This window comes from Sulfurimonas sp. NW15, from assembly GCF_051132285.1.
Lineage (GTDB): Bacteria > Campylobacterota > Campylobacteria > Campylobacterales > Sulfurimonadaceae > Sulfurimonas > Sulfurimonas hydrogeniphila.
In genome coordinates this window covers 1,310,533-1,327,657 of the sequence record NZ_CP093237.1, presented here as the reverse complement: position 1 = coordinate 1,327,657, position 17,125 = coordinate 1,310,533, and the positions used below count along the sequence as shown (strand labels likewise).

The following is a 17,125-nucleotide window of genomic DNA, read 5'->3' as shown; positions in this document are numbered from 1 at the left end:
TTTTTTACTGCATTTCATAGGCTATGTTTGCAGCTCTTTCTTTGTATGCCTGAAGAGGTTCCTGCTTTTGTGATGTTTGCGATTTACCTAAAAATTTTTCTAAATCTTCATGTCTGCTTTGTAAAATCTCATCAAACTCCTTTTGGGATGCCGGCTTGTTATCTGTAAATTTGTCCAGAAGTATATTGCCGTTACCCATCAGAACCAGGTAGCTTTGATTGCCAAAGTCAAGCATAACAACACTGTTCTTCTCATCTATGGCTTTTTGAAACCGTATACTGACATTTTGTTCTGTCATGTCAGTGTTGTCATTTTGTAAAGGGGATTTTTTTGTGTCTTTAAAGAGCCAGTTGTTATTTGATGTTTCCGTATTAGCAGGGAGAGGTTTCATTTTTTTCTTGATATATAAAAGTATAAGAATTCCAAGGATTAAAATCGCAACCACAATATAATAACTTGAAGACATTGTATCATCTTTTTTTGTCGGCAGTGCACTGAGTGAATTTACAGAAGAGGATGGTGCTTTTTTAAAAGTTGATGATTTTACAGCTGTTTTGTTTGTAAAGCGCAATCTCAATCCATAGCCGTCAGATGTTTTTGAGGCAATAAGTTTTGTTGATGGAGATATAGAAGCAACAATCAGGGTTTCACTGTTAAGAGGGGTGATAGTCAATGAGTGTAAATACCGGGAAGAGACTTTTTTTATTTTTGGTGATTCTATCGTGGCATCTTCAAGTTTTATGATGATTTTTGATTTACTGATACTCTGCTTTATCTGCCCGGTGTAAGGTGTGTCAAAAGTAATCATGACATCGGCTCTGTCAGTTCTTTCATAAATATTATAGCTTAAAATTTTTGAAGCATACAGGGAAAACGGCAGGATAAAAAGTAATAAAATTTTAATCATAATCTCTCTTTTGACAGGTAGTAGAGTACAGCACTTGAATCCAGCACTTCATTGATACGGATAGCGAGGTTTTTTTCGTAAACCATCACTTCTCCTTTTCCTATAATACGTCCGTTGACATAAGACTCAACACTCTCTCCTGCCGGTTTTTTTAAATCGATAATAGATCCTTTTTCAAGCTTTAAAACTTCTGCAACACTCAACTCGGTCTCTCCCAGATCAGCAATAAATTCAACTTCCATGTCTAAAATACCGGAGTAGTCCATCCATGAAAGTTCTTCTTGCAGGTCAAATTTTTTTGTATCAGGCATCTAATTCCTTAATGGCAATAATGAGTTCGGCATTGTCTATATGAACGACTTTTCGCTCATCAAAGCTAAAGTCAAATTCTCCGACTTTTGCAAAATGAGGCGTTCCCATTGTATATGAGATTCCAAGTTCTTCAGCAATGACTTTGGCGCTTCCTATAATAAGATTGGCAGTTTCAAGTGTCATCTCTTTGAGCGTCTCTTCATCACTTTTTTCTTCTTCTAAAAACAGTTTTGAAACTTTCTGCATAAAATCATTGTCAGAAGCTATATAAACTCTGTAGCGTTTCTGGTCTTGAGTTTGTACATCTATGTAAGCAATAAGTGTTCTCTTGTTTGTCGGGGCATCTTTTATTTCGCATGAAGCGCCGATTTGATGTATGCAAAAGTTTTCTGCTGCTTCTTTTAAGCTCTCTAGCATTATCTACCTTTCTTATAATTCATAGATTATACTTGAATGAAACACAAAGTAAAATTAAACTATTATTTATATTGGGGTATAATTCCAAAAAAGTTATGGATAATAATGATTGAATTAATCTTGCTTGGTACTTTTGTCGGTTTGCTGTCCGGGCTTTTTGGAATAGGCGGTGGAACAATTCTGGTGCCACTGCTGCTATTGCTTGGGTATGAAACAAAAATTGCCATAGGCATTTCGGTTATTCAGATGGTTTTCAGCTCTGTTTACGGCAGCTATCTGAATAATAAAAAAGGAACACTTGATGTCCTGATGGTTGTTATTATTGGACTTGGCGGTTTTACCGGTGCCCTTTTAAGCGGTAATATTACGGCAAGTTTCAGTGACCAGACCTTGGAAATGGTCTTTTTGGCATTTGCTGCATTTGCACTTATTCGCCTTTTTATGAAAACACATGACTATAAACACGAAAAGAAAGTAAACAAGGCAGTGCTTTTTGTCACAGGTTTTGTCATAGGGGCAATAAGCATGTCCATAGGGGTAGGCGGGAGTCTGATTCTTGTCCCTATCCTTGTTGGGTTTTTACATGTACCTTTGAAAAAAGCTACATCAGCAGGACTGTTCTTTGTTGTTTTTTCATCTGTTTCGGGGTTGATATCGCATACACTGCATGGGCATGTTGATTATACAAGTGGAATCATTATAGGGTTGGCATCATTGGCAGGTGTGTATGCAGGCATACATTTAAAGCATCATATCTTAAATGTATCTCTGCAAAAAAAACTCTTAACTGTTCTTTATCTGATTATTGTAATATATTTGCTCTATAGAATTTTTTGAGGTATAAATGAAAAAAAAAGATGTAATTAAAATCACCGGCGCGCGCGAAAACAATTTAAAAAATATCAATTTGACAATTCCTAAAAATGAATTGATTGTGATGACTGGACTCAGTGGAAGCGGGAAGTCTACTCTGGCTTTTGATACGCTCTATGCAGAGGGTCAGCGCCGCTACATGGAATCACTCTCTTCGTATGCAAGACAGTTTTTAGACCGTGTAGGCAAGCCTGATGTTGACAAAATAGAGGGGCTCACACCTGCTATAGCCATAGATCAGAAAACAACCTCAAAAAATCCGCGTTCAACTGTCGGAACAATTACGGAAATATATGATTATTTTCGACTGCTGTATGCCCGTGTCGGTATTCAGTACTGTCATAAATGCGGCAAAAAGATTTCTCAAATGTCGGCTTCGGATATAATTGGCGAAGTTGCAAAGCTGCCTGAGGGAGCAAAACTTGTCCTGATGGCACCGCTTGTAAGAGAGAACAAAGGTGCCTACGCAGACCTGATTGAGTCACTTGTGCATAAAGGCTATGTCCGTGCTCAGATTGACGGTGTTATGGTACGTCTGGATGAAGAGATAGAACTCTCAAAAACAAAAAAGCATACGATTAAAGTAGTTGTTGACAGAGTGATTGTCAAAGAAGAGAACAAAGAACGAATCGCATCAGATGTGGAAAAAGCGCTCAAAGAAAGCTACGGCGAACTGGAAGTGGAAATACTCAACTATGAAGAACTCGGCTGCCCTCAGCATATTCACTATTCGGAACATAACGCCTGTTTTGACTGTAAAATAAGCTTTGAACCGCTTGAACCTTTGAGCTTCTCTTTTAACTCTCCAAAAGGCGCCTGTTCTGAATGTGACGGTCTTGGCATACGTTATGCACTTGATATTGACAAGATTATTGACAGTGATCTGAGTATTGAAAAAGGTGCTGTTAAAATTGTTTACGGTTTTAACAAAGGTTACTATTTTACCTTTTTAAAGGGTTTTTGTGCACATAATGACATTGACGTTACCGTACCGTATTCTGAATTGCCATTGCACCAGCAAAAAGCGATTTTACACGGCAATATAGATGAAGTAGAGTTTTTGTGGAAAAACCATAAAGTAAAAAGAATATTCCCGGGTATTATCCGTATAGCCTATGATATGCTTAAAGACGAAAAAGAACTTGCAGACTATATGAGTGAAAAGGTCTGTGATGTCTGTGGCGGGCACAGGCTCAAACGCGAATCTTTGGCAGTGAAAGTGGCTGATACAAAAATAGCACAGCTTCTCGAAATGCCGATTGCCAAAACCTATGAATTTTTTGCCAATGATGAGAACTTTTCCTATTTCGACACAGAGTCAAGAATGATAGCAGAGCCTATTTTAAACGAAATCAAAGAACGACTTTTCTTTCTTTATGATGTAGGACTTGGCTACATTACTTTGGGTCGTGATGCCAGAACCATAAGCGGCGGAGAAGCGCAAAGAATTCGTATTGCCTCACAAATCGGTTCGGGACTTACAGGTGTTATGTATGTACTTGATGAACCTAGTATTGGACTTCATGAGAGAGACACCTTGAAACTTATCCGAACACTCAGAAGCCTGCAGGAAAAAGGAAACACCGTTATCGTGGTTGAGCATGACAGAGAGACCATAGAAAATGCAGACTTTATAGTAGACATAGGAAGCGGTGCGGGAAAATTCGGCGGAGAAGTTGTTTTCAGCGGAACACTGGAAAAATTGAAAAAAGCAAAAACACTTACGGCTGACTACCTTTACGGACGTAAAAAAATCGAGTATTTTTACAGACGTCCGCAGGAAAAATGGATAGAAATCAAAAATGTCACTATTAACAATATTGAAAACCTGAGTGCGAAAATTCCGCTTAACAACTTTGTCTGCATCACAGGAGTCAGCGGCAGCGGAAAAAGTTCTCTGATGCTTCAGACACTTCTTCCGACGGCAAGAGAGTTGCTAAATCATGCACGTAAGGTCAATAAAGTTGCCGGTGTAGAAATAAACGGACTCGAACATGTAGACAAGGTTATTTATCTTGATCAAAGCCCGATAGGGCGTACTCCAAGGAGTAATCCGGCAACCTATACCGGTGTTATGGATGAAATCCGCAACCTTTTTGCTCAGACAAAAGAGAGTCAGATTCGCGGATATACGGCATCAAGATTCTCTTTTAATGTCAAAGGCGGTCGGTGTGAAAAGTGTCAGGGAGAGGGTGAAAACAAGATAGAAATGCACTTTTTGCCTGACATTATGGTCAAATGCGATGCCTGTGGCGGGAAACGCTATAACCAGCAGACTTTGGAAGTTTTTTACAAAGGCAAAACCATCGCCGATGTGCTTGCCATGAGCGTGGATGAGGCATTTGAGTTTTTTAAACCTATTCCTAAGATACACCAAAAAATGAAAACACTTGTAGATGTAGGACTTGGCTATATAACTTTGGGTCAAAATGCCGTAACGCTCTCAGGCGGAGAAGCGCAGAGAATCAAACTCTCAAAAGAGCTCAGCCGTAAAGATACAGGAAAAACGCTTTATATTCTGGATGAACCGACAACAGGTTTGCATTTTGCCGACGTTGACAGATTGACAAATGTACTGCATAAGTTTGTCGAACTCGGTAACTCTATGCTCATCATTGAGCATAATCTTGATATGATAAAAAATGCCGATTATATTATAGATATGGGTCCTGAAGGCGGCAGCGGCGGGGGACTCATAATAGCGGAAGGTTCCCCGGAAGTGTTGGCAAAGAACCATAAAAAAACAGGCTCTTACACCGGTGAATATCTTGAAAAAGAGTTAAAGTTACATAAAATATAGTATAATTCGCAAAAAAATAAAGGCTTAAAATGTCAGTATATGTTTTTGGACATAAAAATCCCGATAGTGACTCTATTGTTGGTGCTATCTCATTATCTTATTTAAAAAACCAAGTTGAAAAGGAAGAATATATTCCTGCCCGTCAGGGTGAGATTACCGCAGAAACTGAATTTATTTTAGATAAATTCGGCGGTACTCTGCCAATGCTCAAAACATCAGTGGCAGGTGAGAGAGTTTTTATAGTTGATTCTACCGACAAAGCACATTTTCAGGACGATATTGATGAAGCAACTATAATAGGTATTGCAGATCATCATAAACTGGGTGATTTGACTACGGATACGCCTCTTGAAGCATGGATTCGACCGATTGGGTGTTCTAACACGGTAATTTATGAAATGTACAGATGTTACGGTGTGGAAGTGCCAAAAGAGATTGCAGGTTTAATGATGATGGCAATTTTAAGCGATACGGTTATATTTAAATCTCCTACATGTACCAAAGTCGATACCAAAGCGGTCAAAGAACTAGCAGCGATTGCCGGAGTAACAGACTATAAAAAACTTGCAATGGAGATGTTTGTAGTAAAATCTGCTGTTGACGGTGCAAGTGCCCGTGATTTAAATACACGGGATTATAAAGAGTTTAATATGAACGGCACAAAAGTCGGTATCGGGCAGCTTGAAATGGTCGATATTTCAGTCTTGGAGCCTCGTGAAGAGGAACTGCTTGAAGATATGAAAAAGATGAAAGAAGAGGGCGGACTGCATACTGTTTTGATTCTTTTGACAGACATCATGAAAGAGGGTTCAAAACTTTTGGTTGTGAGTGATGATGAGTCAAAAATAGAAAAAGCATTTGACATTAAACTCCAAGACCATAAAGCATGGCTCGATGGCGTACTGAGCCGTAAAAAGCAGGTAGTGCCTTTTGTGCAGCCTCAGTTTTAACTCTTTTTAGACTTGTTTGAATAGTGCGTCGCACTGACAATATCACCGATGATGGCGCGGTGATAGAGGTAGGGCTGTTTTATATTGCTTATAACATACCTGCCGCCGGATGTCGTGATTACTTCCAGTGTTCCAACATCAATTATTTTGCCAAATCTTTTACTGAAAGGCTTAATATAGATAGTTCTGATCTCTTCAAGGTTAATCGGAAAAATCTCTTTTTGTACCCGGCCCTTGAGAATAATAAGCCTTTTTTGTGTGAGCAGACAGTTGTAGGATTTTTTTTCTTTTATTTCATCCAGATGGACAAAAAAAGTGCGAATCATTAAAACAATACCAATCACACCTATTTCGTACTCATATCCTATAAACAGCAGAAGAGATCCCAGGGCATAGAGTTTTATCATAGGCAAATAAAACGTTTTTGATATTTCTGCCCGTACCAAAACCGATTCATCTTTGTGCAGAACCTTTTTAAAATTTTCTATGATATTTTCCTTTTGCGTTATTGTCTATTCTGTATAAAGGTATCTTTTTATTTTTTTTGTCGGTGTTTTTACAAAAGGCTCAATCTGTTCTATAAATTTTTGAATTTTTGAAAATGAGGCCAACTGTGCATTGACCTCTATTCTCATATTTTCCAGGTAATCTGCAATTTTTTCTCTGACTTCATTTTCCGGCATATTATGAGCATTAAACATTTTATCTATAAGTTCATAGTCCAAGTGTACTCTTGCAACCAGTTTTCCGTCTTTTTCCATCACAAGGGAATCAAGAACCGCCTCATGTTGATTGATGATAGCCTCTATCTGTTCCGGATATATGTTTTCTCCACCGGGACCGATAATGACATTTTTACTTCTTCCGCTGATAAAGAGATACCCGTCTTCATCTATGTAACCCAAGTCTCCGGTATAAAACCAGCCATCTTTGATAACCTCTTTTGTCTGCTCTTCATCTTTGTAATAGCCTATCATTACACTGGGTGATCTGGTTATAATCTCCCCTTCACCGTTTTGCGGGTTGGGATCTTTTATCTGCACTTCGACTCCGACCATCGGCAAGCCGGTAGAGCCTATCTTGATCGGGTAGCCGATTCTCCCTCCCGCTATAAGCGGAGATGTTTCGGTGAGTCCATAGCCTACAATGTATGGAAAGTTGGCTTCTGCCAAAAATTTTTCCACATAGGGAGAGAGTGCTGCACCGCCTATGCCGAAAAATTTGATCCGGCCTCCGAATGTTTCGATTAGTTTTTTTCCGGCAACTTTATTGAGCAGTTTGCGTATAAAAGGAATGGAGTAGAGTGTTTTTATAATAAACGAACCGGTAAATTTTGGCAATATTTTATTTTTGTATATTTTTTCTATGATTAGAGGCACACTGAGCATCATAGTCGGTCTGACGCTGGCGAATGCCTTGATAAGAACGTTGGGTGTAGGTGCTTTGTCGAGATATACAATGTCTGCACCATGTAAAATCGGCAGTATCATACCGACAGTACACTCGAGAGTATGTGCCAAAGGTAAAATGGAAAGAAAAGTATCTTCGGGTAAAATAGTTACATTTTTATAGGCACTCATTGCATTGGTAACAAGGTTTTTGTGTGAGAGCATCACCCCTTTTGAGTGTCCTGTCGTGCCTGACGTATACAAAAGTGCCGCCATATCATCTTCTTTTGGTCTTGGAAGTTCTTTGGAAGCCATTTTCTGTGTCAGTTTTGCGATGTAACTGTGATTTGTCAATTCATCTATGAGTGTTAAATCATCAAGTTTTATAACAAACTTCATATTGGAATTATCCAGCTCTTCTATGGTTTGAAGATGCTTTTGTGATACAAAAACAGCTTTTGCCTCAGAGTGTCTGATAATGTGCTGGACATCAGAGGGATGAAAATCAGGAAGTATGGGAACAATGACACCGCCAAAATAGGTAACAGAAAAATATGCAACAGCCCAGTTAGGCATATTTTCACTCAGCAGGGCAACTTTATCGCCTTTTCTGACACCGTTTTTCTTTAAAAGTTTGATCATGGCATGTACATTTTCATGTAACTCTTCATAGCTCATAGGGTCCTGGTCAACTTTAGACAATACTTTTTTCGGTCCGTACAGCTCAACTGACCGTTTTAGCAAACTTGGCAGTGTGTAGTCCTGCATATTTTCATAAGGGTAGGTAATATCTGTCATAGTTCATCTTTTATCTTTATTTGTTATTTTATTATACAGAGTATTTCTTTAATGTAAAATGTAGAGTGATTAAATATACAATTAATTTTAATAAGAGTAGAATTTTAGAAGCACGCTTAGGTGTCTTTTTTATTTTGGAGAATAAAGCAATGAATATGCATAAAATTATATCCGGGTCATTTTTTATCTTGGCCATGACGGTCAATTTCGGTTTTTTTTACGGAGAGCCTACAGTACTTGAACAGCACAGTTCTTACGAGCTTTTTGCTGCGATTATTGTCAACCTGATAGCCACAGTACTTAAACTGGGGGACAGAACACAGCTGGGGGCGGTTTTACTGGCAACAAGTATTGTAGCAGATATTCAGCTTATCGCATCTGCGACTGTCTGGGCTTTTGCAATATATGTAATTGGTGATGTGAATATAGAGGCCGCAACAGCGATTGTCTCGCTCTCAGGCGGAGCACTCCTGGCAAATATAGTCTCGGTTATACTTTTTGTCGGCGATACACTCAAATCCAAAAGATAGCAAGATATGAATGAACAGATTGTATGGATTGTTCTTAAAAGGTTAAGGACACCTTTTTTGGTCATTATCATTACTTTTGCCATATCCATACTCGGGTTAGTGCTGATTCAGGGGACAGACAACAACGGCGACCCTTATCAGATGACTTTTTTTGATGCCTTTTATTTTGTAACCTATATGGCAAGTACTATCGGTTTTGGAGAGGCTCCGTATACTTTCAACTACGAACAGCGAATGTGGGTGAGTTTTTCTATCTATTTTACAGTGATAGGATGGTTTTACGGGATAGGAGCGATAGTTTCTCTGATACAGGATGAGGCACTGAAAAAAGCATTAAACAGGAACTCGTTCAGAAATCATGTAAGAAATATCAACAAACCCTTTTATATTATTCTCGGATATAACGGGATAACAAAAAGTATTATTGACAGACTCAACGGACATGACTACAGGCTCGTTGTTTTAGATAAAGACGAAGAGAAGATAGACGAGTTGATATTGGAAAATTTTTATCCAAATGTTCCTGGATTTGTAGGCGATGCAACAAATCAAAAAATGCTTAAAATTGCAGGAATCCATCAAAAAAACTGTGCAGGTATAATCTCTCTTTTTGAAGATGATATGGTAAATTCAAAAATAGCCACCATCAGCAAACTGCTCAATAAAAAAATTGATATTATTGTCAAGGCAACTTCAAAGGCTCAGCTTGAACACTTTCGAAGTATGAATTTGAAACATGTGAAAAATCCTTTTGATATTATATCAAAACGCATCTACTATGGTATAACAGCACCCTATATCTGGCTTTTGGAGATGTGGATGTACGGACACATACTCAAACTGAAAAAAAGAGACCAGTTTCCTCTTGGAAAATACATTATATACGGTAAAGGAAGAATGGGCAAAGCGATTCAAGAAGGATTGCAAAAGGCCGGTATAGAGTATGTGATTGAAGATTTTGATTCACAGCGCTACATAGAAGAGAAAAATACAACCATTTTCGGGGATGATGAAGATATACACAGACTGATTGAACTCGGTGTCAAAGAGAGTGCCTGCATCATAGCCGCAACACAAAATGATTTGCTGAACCTTACTATTTTAAACAAGGCGAAACAGTTGAATCCGAAAATATTTACAATGGCCCGTGAAAATTCCTTAGACGATTTAAATATATTTCAGGCATCTAAAATCAATAAAATATATATTGTAGAGAAGATACTGGCTGATGCAACATACAGCTATATAGCAAGACCTCTGGCCGACCTGTTTATACAAGAAGCACGCAAAAAAGATGATGAATGGGCAAGAATCATTGTCTATATGCTTAATAATATCACAGGGATGAATCCAATGTACTTTGAAACTGTACTGAATGATGCAAATGCGTATGCGCTGACATTAAGGCTTGAAAAAGGTGAAAATATAAGCCTTGCAGATTTAAGAAGATCCCGTGCTGACAGAAATGAGATGTTACATGTAGTTTTTTTGCTGCTCAAAAGAGGGGATAACATATACTTGATGCCTGATGCAAGAATGAATCTGCAAATCGGTGATGAACTGCTGATAGTCTCAGATGAGGAAAATTACAGTGATTTTGAGTATATTGTCAATAACATATATGAACTGGAGTATGTTTTAGGATATACAAGTTCTTAAGGCAGAGTTAAAACAAAGCGTGTACCTGCAGGCTCGTTTTTTTGCACAACTATTTTTATATCCATAGCATATGCCAGTCTTTTTACGATATCAAGCCCGAGACCACTGCTGTTTTCATCACTGTAGGAGCGTTCAAATATTTTTTCCGGTTCTTTGATTCCTTTTCCGCTATCCTCTATATATAAAGCATTCTTATTGTTATAAATCTTTATATATCCATTAGAACTGTTGTATTTACAGGCATTTGAAATAATGTTTTGCAGAATTTGCTTCATAGCCTGTTTATTTATTTTTGCTTTGAGTATGTTGCATTGAATGTGAAAAGCGATATGGGGATAAAGGGTTTTTTGGATTTCAATAACTTCTTGAATAATAGGGCATATATTTTGATTTTGTATCTGAAAAGTTTCTTCCTGAAGCAGTATTGTTAGGTTTTCATGGAGTTCTGAAATATTGTTGATACTCTTTTTTAACCTTATTAGTGCTTTTGTATTTTGTAATTGCGGAATTTTTTCGATGAGTTTCATATTGAGTTGCATAGAGGTGACAGGCGTATTTAAGTCATGAATTAAATCTTTTGCAAATTTATCAAGAGTTATGATACTTTCGCGTAAAGGCTTTAAAGCATTTTTTGCAAGCTTGTAGCTAATATATGCAAAAATAAGAAGCAATACAAACTGTATGGACAGAACTTTTTTTTTGAAGTTGGATAATCTTTGATCAAAGCTGTGTTTTGACTTAAATACTTGTAGATATTTTCCACGCCTGTTCATAGGCAGCAGTTTGGAAAATTCTTTTTCTCCTATAGTGAAATTTCTAATATCAACATGTTTGGGTACTTTGACAAAAGCATGATGAAAATCTTTGTTGTATTCATCTATTGAAGTACCCATTTTAATATGTCTGGCGTACTCAATAAGTGAAAATTCCTCTTCTTTTAAAAAATGGTTTTTTGTCTGTTGAAAATAAAAATATCCGGCAATTAAAATAAGCAGGGCAGTGCTGATAAAGTAAATAAGAAAAAATTTTAAAAATGCCAGTTTTTCATGATGATGCAAGACGGTATCCTATCCCTTTTATCGTTGTAATTGGGAGGCCGATTTTGCGAAGTTTGTTAATGTGTACACGCAAGGCTCCCTCGCTCATCTCTTTGTTCCCATTGAGTGCTTCGAGTATAAGCTCTTTTTGGACTGTTTTGTTGAGGTTTTGAAAAAACAGCTTTGTAATCTGCAGTTCATAAGGAGAAAGCGGTATGAATTTTGATTGATTGTAAAGTTCGTCTTTGTCGATTACAAAGCGAAAGTCATTGACCCGTAATTCATTCTGATAGGTATGATAGGCTTTTTTCAAAAGAGCATGTATGCGTATGAGGAGTTCATCAAAATCAAAGGGCTTTTTGATGTAGTCATCCGCACCGACATCAAAGCCGTTTGCCAAAGAGGCGACATCACTTAAAGAAGTAAGAAAAATGGTTGGTGTCATGTCACCGCTTTGGCGTAAACTTTTTAAAAGTTCAAATCCGTTAAGCAAGGGGACATTGACATCCAAAAGCATCAGTGTAAACCTGTTTTCAAATGTAGCATCAAGAGCCGCTTCCCCGTCCTTTACATGTAACACTTCAAATGCTTCATTTTCCAACAGTTCAATTAAGGTTTCAGATAATACTTCATCATCTTCTAATAATAATATTTTTGTCATAGGCAAAGTATATACTAAAGTGCATTAGCGTAATGTTAATAGCGCATAATCTGTTCTTTTGTGTAAATAGTGTATTATTAGTATAATACTTCAGATTTTAAAGGGCTATATATTTTGAGCAGGCGACATAAAAACAGACAAAATAATCCAAAAAGAGATACCGTCACTTTCAGCGAAAAAGATTTTCTGCCGACAACACGGGCTGAAATGGATGCCAAAGGCTGGGATTATTGTGATGTTATTTTAGTCAGCGGGGATGCCTATATAGATTCGCCGTTTATCGGTGTTGCTATGGTCGGGCGTATGCTTGAGAGAATGGGCTACAGAGTCGGAATGATAGGACAGCCGGACATTGACAGACCTGATGATATTATGCGTTTGGGTGAGCCTCGTTTGTACTGGGGTGTCAGTGGTGGCAGCGTCGACAGTATGGTTTCAAACTATACAGCCACCAAAAAGTTTCGAAATTCCGATGATTATACTCCGGGTGGAAAAAACAACAAAAGACCTGACAGAGCAGTTTTGGTTTATACAAATCTGATACGGCGTTATTTTAAAAATACTGTGCCTATCGTTTTGGGAGGTATTGAAGCCTCTTTGCGACGTGTAAGTCATTATGATTACTGGTCCAACAAACTCAAAAAGCCTGTTTTGTTTGATTCTAAGGCGGATGTGATGATTTACGGTATGGGGGAAATTGCACTGGAGCAGTTAACCCGTGCCATAGATGAAAAGAGGGATTACAGAGATATACGGGGTATCTGTTATATATCCAAAGAGCCGGTTTATGAGTTTATTCAGCTTCCTTCGCACCAAGAGTGTTTGGATGACAAAGAGAAATATATAGACCTTTTTGATCTCTTTTATGACAATAATGACCCTATAGCGGCAAAAGGACTCTGTCAGCCGGTAGACAGCCGGTACCTCATTCAAAACCCTCCCTGTGACTACCTGAATGAAGAGGAGATGGATGCAAACTCCAACCTGCCTTTTACAAGAGAGCTGCACCCTTACTATGCCAAAGAAGGGAAAGTGAAATGTCTGGAGACGATTAAGTTTTCCATCATGACGCATCACGGCTGTTGGGGAGAGTGCAACTTTTGTGCCATAGGGGTGCATCAGGGAAGAACTATCAGAACGCGTTCGGAAAACAATATTTTATCAGAAGCCCAAGAGTTCAATAAATACAAAGACTATAAGGGCATTATTTCCGATGTCGGCGGTCCTACGGCAAATATGTACGGATATGAGTGCAATAAAAAGCTCAAACTCGGTACCTGTGACCATCAGCGTTGTGTTGATGCAAGCCATTTATGCAAGTCGATGAAGGTTGACCACTCCCGCAACATAAATCTTTTACGCCAGGTTCGTCAGGTGGAGGGTGTGCGAAAAGCGTTTGTGGCTTCGGGTGTCCGATATGATTTGATTACAGAGGATAAACAGCACGGATACAGTTACCTCAAAGAGATGGTAGAACATCATATATCAGGACAGATGAAAGTAGCTCCGGAACATACGCAGCAGCATGTACTTGAACTCATGGGAAAACCGGGAAAACAGACGCTTATAGATTTTAAAAAACTCTACGACAAACTCAACAAAGAGTCTGGAAAGAAACAGTTTTTGACCTATTATCTCATTGCAGCCCATCCGGGATGTGAGGAGAAAGACATGCACGAGTTGAAGCGTTTTACCACAGAAGAGTTGCAAATGAATCCTGAACAGGCACAGGTCTTTACTCCGACTCCAGGTACCTATTCTGCTGTAATGTATTATACTGAACTGGACCCTAAAACACGCAAGAAAATTTTTGTAGAAAAAGATACAAAACGCAAAGAGCGGCAAAAACAGATAGTGGTTGCAAAAGATACCTTTGCATCAGGATTTGCTTCTTAATCTTTACGAATGGATGTAGCCGTTACAAATATATAGTCTTTGCCCGTAACAGTGACGCGAAACTTTTTTTGCTGCAGGTATTTTTTTGCAAAGATGACATCCTTGTAAAGCAGTCCCATTTCTGAAAAAGCATAGTTTTTGACTCTGGCCCCATAAATCATTTCCCCGTCTATCCAGCGGCAGTTTGGAAAACCGAGTATCATAGCTCCCTCTTTTTTGAGATGGTTTTGGACTATGGACATGAGTGTTTTGTTAAACTCCAAATTTGAGCTTTGCAGTGTGCCTATACTGATGATGAGGTCAAATTTTTCCAAATCAAGTGAGTTTAACTCATTTATATCGCTTACATGTAAAGAGATATTGGGCATATCTTCAAACTTTTTTTTGGCTGCTGCTATGGCTGATTCACAGTAGTCGATACCGACAAGGTCAAGCTCTGCAAAGTTGTCTGCCAAAGAGGCGATAACTTCAAACTCGTCTCCACTGTTGACCCCGAGATTCAAAATACGTTTTCTTTTGTTCAGATGTACATTTTTTAATGCCTGTGTGTAACTGTAAATAAAAGAAGCCTCTTCATTTTTGTGAATTTTTCCGAAAATGGAATTTTCTCCGTATTTTTCTTCTTTGTCTGTGATGTTTTTATGAAAGGTGCTGTCTTCATCAAGTTTTTCATAACGCATAATTACGGTGTGTTCATCAGCAATTTTCGGTGTCAGCATTCTGCATTTAAGCAAATGTGCCAAATCAATCCAGCTTTTATAGCCACGGTAAATATACTCTTGTCCGTTACATGTAATGCGTGTGCCGTTATACAACGAAGTCGCAATGTCAGGATTAAGTATTTGAAATGAAATTATCTCTTTTCCCCGCATTGTATTGATGTAATTTTGTAATACTTTTGTGATTTGTGTCATAGTTTGATGTGTAAAGGTTAGCATTCTTGAATTATACACTTTTATTAGATAAAATGATAAGAAACCTGCAAAGAGAGATATGTTTTGACAACGAATGATAATATTAGTTTTTATAATTTTATGCATAAGCAGATACTTGTTGTTATTTTATTGTTTTTAGGAACAGGTCCCGGATATATAGTCATGGGATATCTTTACTCTTCAATTATTGTCGAAATACTTTGGTTTGTTCTTTTTTTACTGCTTTCAGTCTGGGGATGGAAGCTGTATAGAAATTATTCGAGAAAGATGACTATATCACAAAAAGACAGATGGCTTGAAAAAGTAAAATATTTTATGTTTATATATTTTTCCTTATGGACAATAATGTTTTTATACTATATTTCAAAAGATGCTATCAGTGCACATTATATAGCTATTGCAACACAACTCGGCAGTGCGGTAGTCGCGGCAACTATTTTAGCTTCACAGAAAAAGCTGGTAGTAGCAACAGTTTCGTTTTTAATGCTTCCGCTTGTTGTCTATTTCATAGCAATTGGAGAACTTTATTCGTATATTCTTGCATTTTTCACTGTTGTGTTGAGTATGGTTCTTTTATATGCTGCAAAAAATACACATGCCTATTTGTTAAAAAGCAGGTTTCAGGCATATCATGATTATTTGACAGGACTTGGAAACAGACGTTATTTTATAGAGTATCTGGACAGTTCTGTTAGGGAGAACAAAAACAGATATACCTATTTGCTTTTAATAGATTTGGATTATTTTAAAACAATCAACGATACCCTTGGACATGATGTCGGAGATAAACTTCTTGTTGAAGTTTCAGAGCGTTTGACACAATTGGCTGACAAATACAGTAACATCGTTGCCAGATTGGGTGGAGATGAATTTTGTATTTTAAGCGATGCACTTGAGACGAAAGAGAAATGCCTTGCGCAGGCAAAAGAATTTTCAAATAAAATTCTACACACAATAAAAGAGACCTATTTTATAGAAGACAGCACGCTTCACATTAGTGCAAGTATAGGGGTGAGTATCATAAACAACCCAAAACTCAATGCCCATGATTTTTTAAAAGAAGCAGACATTGCAATGTATGAAGTTAAAAGTGCGGGCAGAGATGATGTTGTCATATTTAATGATGCACTGTGTAAAATTATAGAAAATAAATTACATGTAGAAAGACTGCTGCATTTTGCCATAGAAAAAAATGAAATATATCTGCAATACCAACCCCAAATAAGCTGTAAAAATAAAATTATCGGCTGTGAAGTGCTTGCAAGGTGGAAAAGTGCCACACTCGGTCAGGTGAGTCCTGAAGTGTTTATCGGCGTTGCTGAGAGTACCGGTTATATTATAGAGTTAGGAGAATATATTTTGGAAGAAGCTATAAAAACTCTGCAAAGATGGGAAAGTATCGGAATGCATCTGCATCAAATGTCGATTAACATTAGTGTAAGGCAGCTTTTAAACAAAGATTTTATTTCTATAGTTGAACGTCTTCTTCGTCAGTACAATGTGTCCGGCTTTCATACAAAACTGATTTTTGAAATTACCGAAACGAGTACATCTCAGGACTTAAAAAGACTGATTGTCACAATCAATGCGCTCAAAAAACACAATATCCATTTTTCTATAGATGATTTTGGTACGGGTTATTCATCATTAAGCTATATCCGTGATATTCCCGTAACTGAGTTAAAAATAGATCAGTCTTTTATAGCAGAACTTGACAACAGGCAACAGGCATCTTTAGTGAAGAGTATTATTGATATTTCAAAAAATCTGCATCTCACAACAGTAGCCGAAGGTGTTGAAACACAGGAACAAAGAGACTTTTTGGAAAAAATAGAGTGTGATTTGTATCAGGGATATCTTTTTTCCAAACCGCTGTTAAGCGAAGATTTTGAAAAACTGATGCGAAATAATTAATAATGCAAAAAATGTTCCAACTTCTTTCTTCTCTTACATTATTTTCAG

General features: G+C 37.7%; 15 protein-coding genes. 7 read left to right on the top strand and 8 right to left on the bottom strand.

Features of this window, described 5'->3' with window-relative positions; genetic code table 11:
- Positions 1 to 4: 4 nt before the first annotated feature.
- Genes MLC52_RS06815 through MLC52_RS06805 form a run of 3 tightly spaced genes read right to left on the bottom strand, consistent with a single transcriptional unit; the run spans position 5 to position 1,636 of the window.
- Positions 5 to 907 carry a hypothetical protein gene (locus tag MLC52_RS06815; RefSeq protein ID WP_434579729.1) on the bottom strand — a complete coding sequence of 301 codons (903 nt, stop codon included), beginning with the start codon at positions 905 to 907 and terminating at the stop codon, positions 5 to 7.
- Positions 904 to 1,218: a flagellar motor switch protein FliN gene (fliN, locus tag MLC52_RS06810; protein WP_151900200.1), complete on the bottom strand. Its 315-nt coding sequence runs from the start codon at positions 1,216 to 1,218 to the stop codon at positions 904 to 906. Before fliN ends, MLC52_RS06815 begins: the two co-directional genes overlap by 4 nt.
- Entirely contained in the window at positions 1,211 to 1,636 is a 426-nt protein-coding gene (locus tag MLC52_RS06805) for a chemotaxis protein CheX (RefSeq protein WP_346388824.1), read from the bottom strand. The genes fliN and MLC52_RS06805 overlap by 8 nt, the downstream gene beginning before the upstream one ends.
- Before the next feature lie 105 nt (positions 1,637 to 1,741).
- On the opposite strand from MLC52_RS06805, the gene MLC52_RS06800 reads away from it, so the two are divergent.
- Genes MLC52_RS06800 through MLC52_RS06790 form a run of 3 tightly spaced genes read left to right on the top strand, consistent with a single transcriptional unit; the run spans position 1,742 to position 6,259 of the window.
- The gene (locus MLC52_RS06800; protein WP_151900202.1) at positions 1,742 to 2,473 is read left to right on the top strand and encodes a sulfite exporter TauE/SafE family protein; all 732 of its coding nucleotides are present in this window, start codon (positions 1,742 to 1,744) and stop codon (positions 2,471 to 2,473) included.
- A 7-nt stretch (positions 2,474 to 2,480) separates the two neighbouring features.
- The gene (gene uvrA / locus MLC52_RS06795; RefSeq protein ID WP_434579726.1) at positions 2,481 to 5,309 is read left to right on the top strand and encodes an excinuclease ABC subunit UvrA; all 2,829 of its coding nucleotides are present in this window, start codon (positions 2,481 to 2,483) and stop codon (positions 5,307 to 5,309) included.
- Positions 5,310 to 5,338: 29 nt separating this feature from the next.
- Entirely contained in the window at positions 5,339 to 6,259 is a 921-nt protein-coding gene (locus MLC52_RS06790; RefSeq protein WP_434579724.1) for a manganese-dependent inorganic pyrophosphatase, read from the top strand.
- On the opposite strand, the gene MLC52_RS06785 is transcribed toward MLC52_RS06790, so the two are convergent.
- Both MLC52_RS06785 and MLC52_RS06780 read right to left on the bottom strand, forming a co-directional pair.
- On the bottom strand, positions 6,256 to 6,666 hold the full coding sequence (locus MLC52_RS06785) for a hypothetical protein (protein WP_230973317.1): 411 nt from the start codon (positions 6,664 to 6,666) through the stop codon (positions 6,256 to 6,258). The genes MLC52_RS06790 and MLC52_RS06785 overlap by 4 nt on opposite strands.
- Before the next feature lie 105 nt (positions 6,667 to 6,771).
- Positions 6,772 to 8,445 (bottom strand): AMP-binding protein, encoded by a 1,674-nt coding sequence (locus tag MLC52_RS06780; RefSeq protein ID WP_434579722.1) that lies wholly within the window; start codon positions 8,443 to 8,445, stop codon positions 6,772 to 6,774.
- Positions 8,446 to 8,594: 149 nt separating this feature from the next.
- On the opposite strand from MLC52_RS06780, the gene MLC52_RS06775 reads away from it, so the two are divergent.
- Together MLC52_RS06775 and MLC52_RS06770 are read left to right on the top strand one after the other, a co-directional pair.
- The gene (locus MLC52_RS06775; protein WP_151900213.1) at positions 8,595 to 8,975 is read left to right on the top strand and encodes a DUF6394 family protein; all 381 of its coding nucleotides are present in this window, start codon (positions 8,595 to 8,597) and stop codon (positions 8,973 to 8,975) included.
- Positions 8,976 to 8,981: 6 nt separating this feature from the next.
- Entirely contained in the window at positions 8,982 to 10,634 is a 1,653-nt protein-coding gene (locus tag MLC52_RS06770; protein WP_151900214.1) for an NAD-binding protein, read from the top strand.
- Here MLC52_RS06770 and MLC52_RS06765 read toward each other — a convergent pair.
- A complete protein-coding gene (locus tag MLC52_RS06765; RefSeq protein WP_434579720.1) occupies positions 10,631 to 11,692 on the bottom strand; it encodes a sensor histidine kinase in 1,062 nt (353 codons plus the stop codon). The two genes, MLC52_RS06770 and MLC52_RS06765, sit on opposite strands and share 4 nt — an antisense overlap.
- Positions 11,679 to 12,332, bottom strand: a complete 654-nt coding sequence (locus MLC52_RS06760) for a response regulator transcription factor (RefSeq protein WP_418640371.1) — start codon at positions 12,330 to 12,332, stop codon at positions 11,679 to 11,681. Before MLC52_RS06760 ends, MLC52_RS06765 begins: the two co-directional genes overlap by 14 nt.
- A gap of 207 nt (positions 12,333 to 12,539) precedes the next feature.
- Here MLC52_RS06760 and MLC52_RS06755 point away from each other — a divergent pair, with 207 nt between their 5' ends.
- Entirely contained in the window at positions 12,540 to 14,228 is a 1,689-nt protein-coding gene (locus MLC52_RS06755) for a YgiQ family radical SAM protein (protein WP_434581628.1), read from the top strand.
- Here the strand turns inward: MLC52_RS06755 and MLC52_RS06750 are convergent.
- Complete coding sequence (locus MLC52_RS06750) at positions 14,225 to 15,166, bottom strand: class I SAM-dependent methyltransferase (RefSeq protein ID WP_434579718.1); 942 nt, start codon at positions 15,164 to 15,166, stop codon at positions 14,225 to 14,227. The two genes, MLC52_RS06755 and MLC52_RS06750, sit on opposite strands and share 4 nt — an antisense overlap.
- A gap of 60 nt (positions 15,167 to 15,226) precedes the next feature.
- Between MLC52_RS06750 and MLC52_RS06745 the strand changes: the two genes are divergently transcribed.
- The gene (locus MLC52_RS06745; protein ID WP_434579717.1) at positions 15,227 to 17,077 is read left to right on the top strand and encodes an EAL domain-containing protein; all 1,851 of its coding nucleotides are present in this window, start codon (positions 15,227 to 15,229) and stop codon (positions 17,075 to 17,077) included.
- Positions 17,078 to 17,125 lie beyond the last annotated feature (48 nt).

Coding starts and splice junctions, on each gene's coding strand:
- MLC52_RS06815 (WP_434579729.1), bottom strand. CDS start 907: ATGATTAAAATTTTATTACTTTTTATCCTGCCGTTTTCCCTGTATGCT.
- MLC52_RS06785 (WP_230973317.1), bottom strand. CDS start 6,666: ATGATAAAACTCTATGCCCTGGGATCTCTTCTGCTGTTTATAGGATAT.
- MLC52_RS06800 (WP_151900202.1), top strand. CDS start 1,742: ATGATTGAATTAATCTTGCTTGGTACTTTTGTCGGTTTGCTGTCCGGG.
- MLC52_RS06760 (WP_418640371.1), bottom strand. CDS start 12,332: ATGACAAAAATATTATTATTAGAAGATGATGAAGTATTATCTGAAACC.
- uvrA (WP_434579726.1), top strand. CDS start 2,481: ATGAAAAAAAAAGATGTAATTAAAATCACCGGCGCGCGCGAAAACAAT.
- MLC52_RS06770 (WP_151900214.1), top strand. CDS start 8,982: ATGAATGAACAGATTGTATGGATTGTTCTTAAAAGGTTAAGGACACCT.
- MLC52_RS06750 (WP_434579718.1), bottom strand. CDS start 15,166: ATGCTAACCTTTACACATCAAACTATGACACAAATCACAAAAGTATTA.
- MLC52_RS06755 (WP_434581628.1), top strand. CDS start 12,540: ATGGATGCCAAAGGCTGGGATTATTGTGATGTTATTTTAGTCAGCGGG.
- MLC52_RS06805 (WP_346388824.1), bottom strand. CDS start 1,636: ATGCTAGAGAGCTTAAAAGAAGCAGCAGAAAACTTTTGCATACATCAA.
- MLC52_RS06790 (WP_434579724.1), top strand. CDS start 5,339: ATGTCAGTATATGTTTTTGGACATAAAAATCCCGATAGTGACTCTATT.
- MLC52_RS06780 (WP_434579722.1), bottom strand. CDS start 8,445: ATGACAGATATTACCTACCCTTATGAAAATATGCAGGACTACACACTG.
- MLC52_RS06775 (WP_151900213.1), top strand. CDS start 8,595: ATGAATATGCATAAAATTATATCCGGGTCATTTTTTATCTTGGCCATG.
- fliN (WP_151900200.1), bottom strand. CDS start 1,218: ATGCCTGATACAAAAAAATTTGACCTGCAAGAAGAACTTTCATGGATG.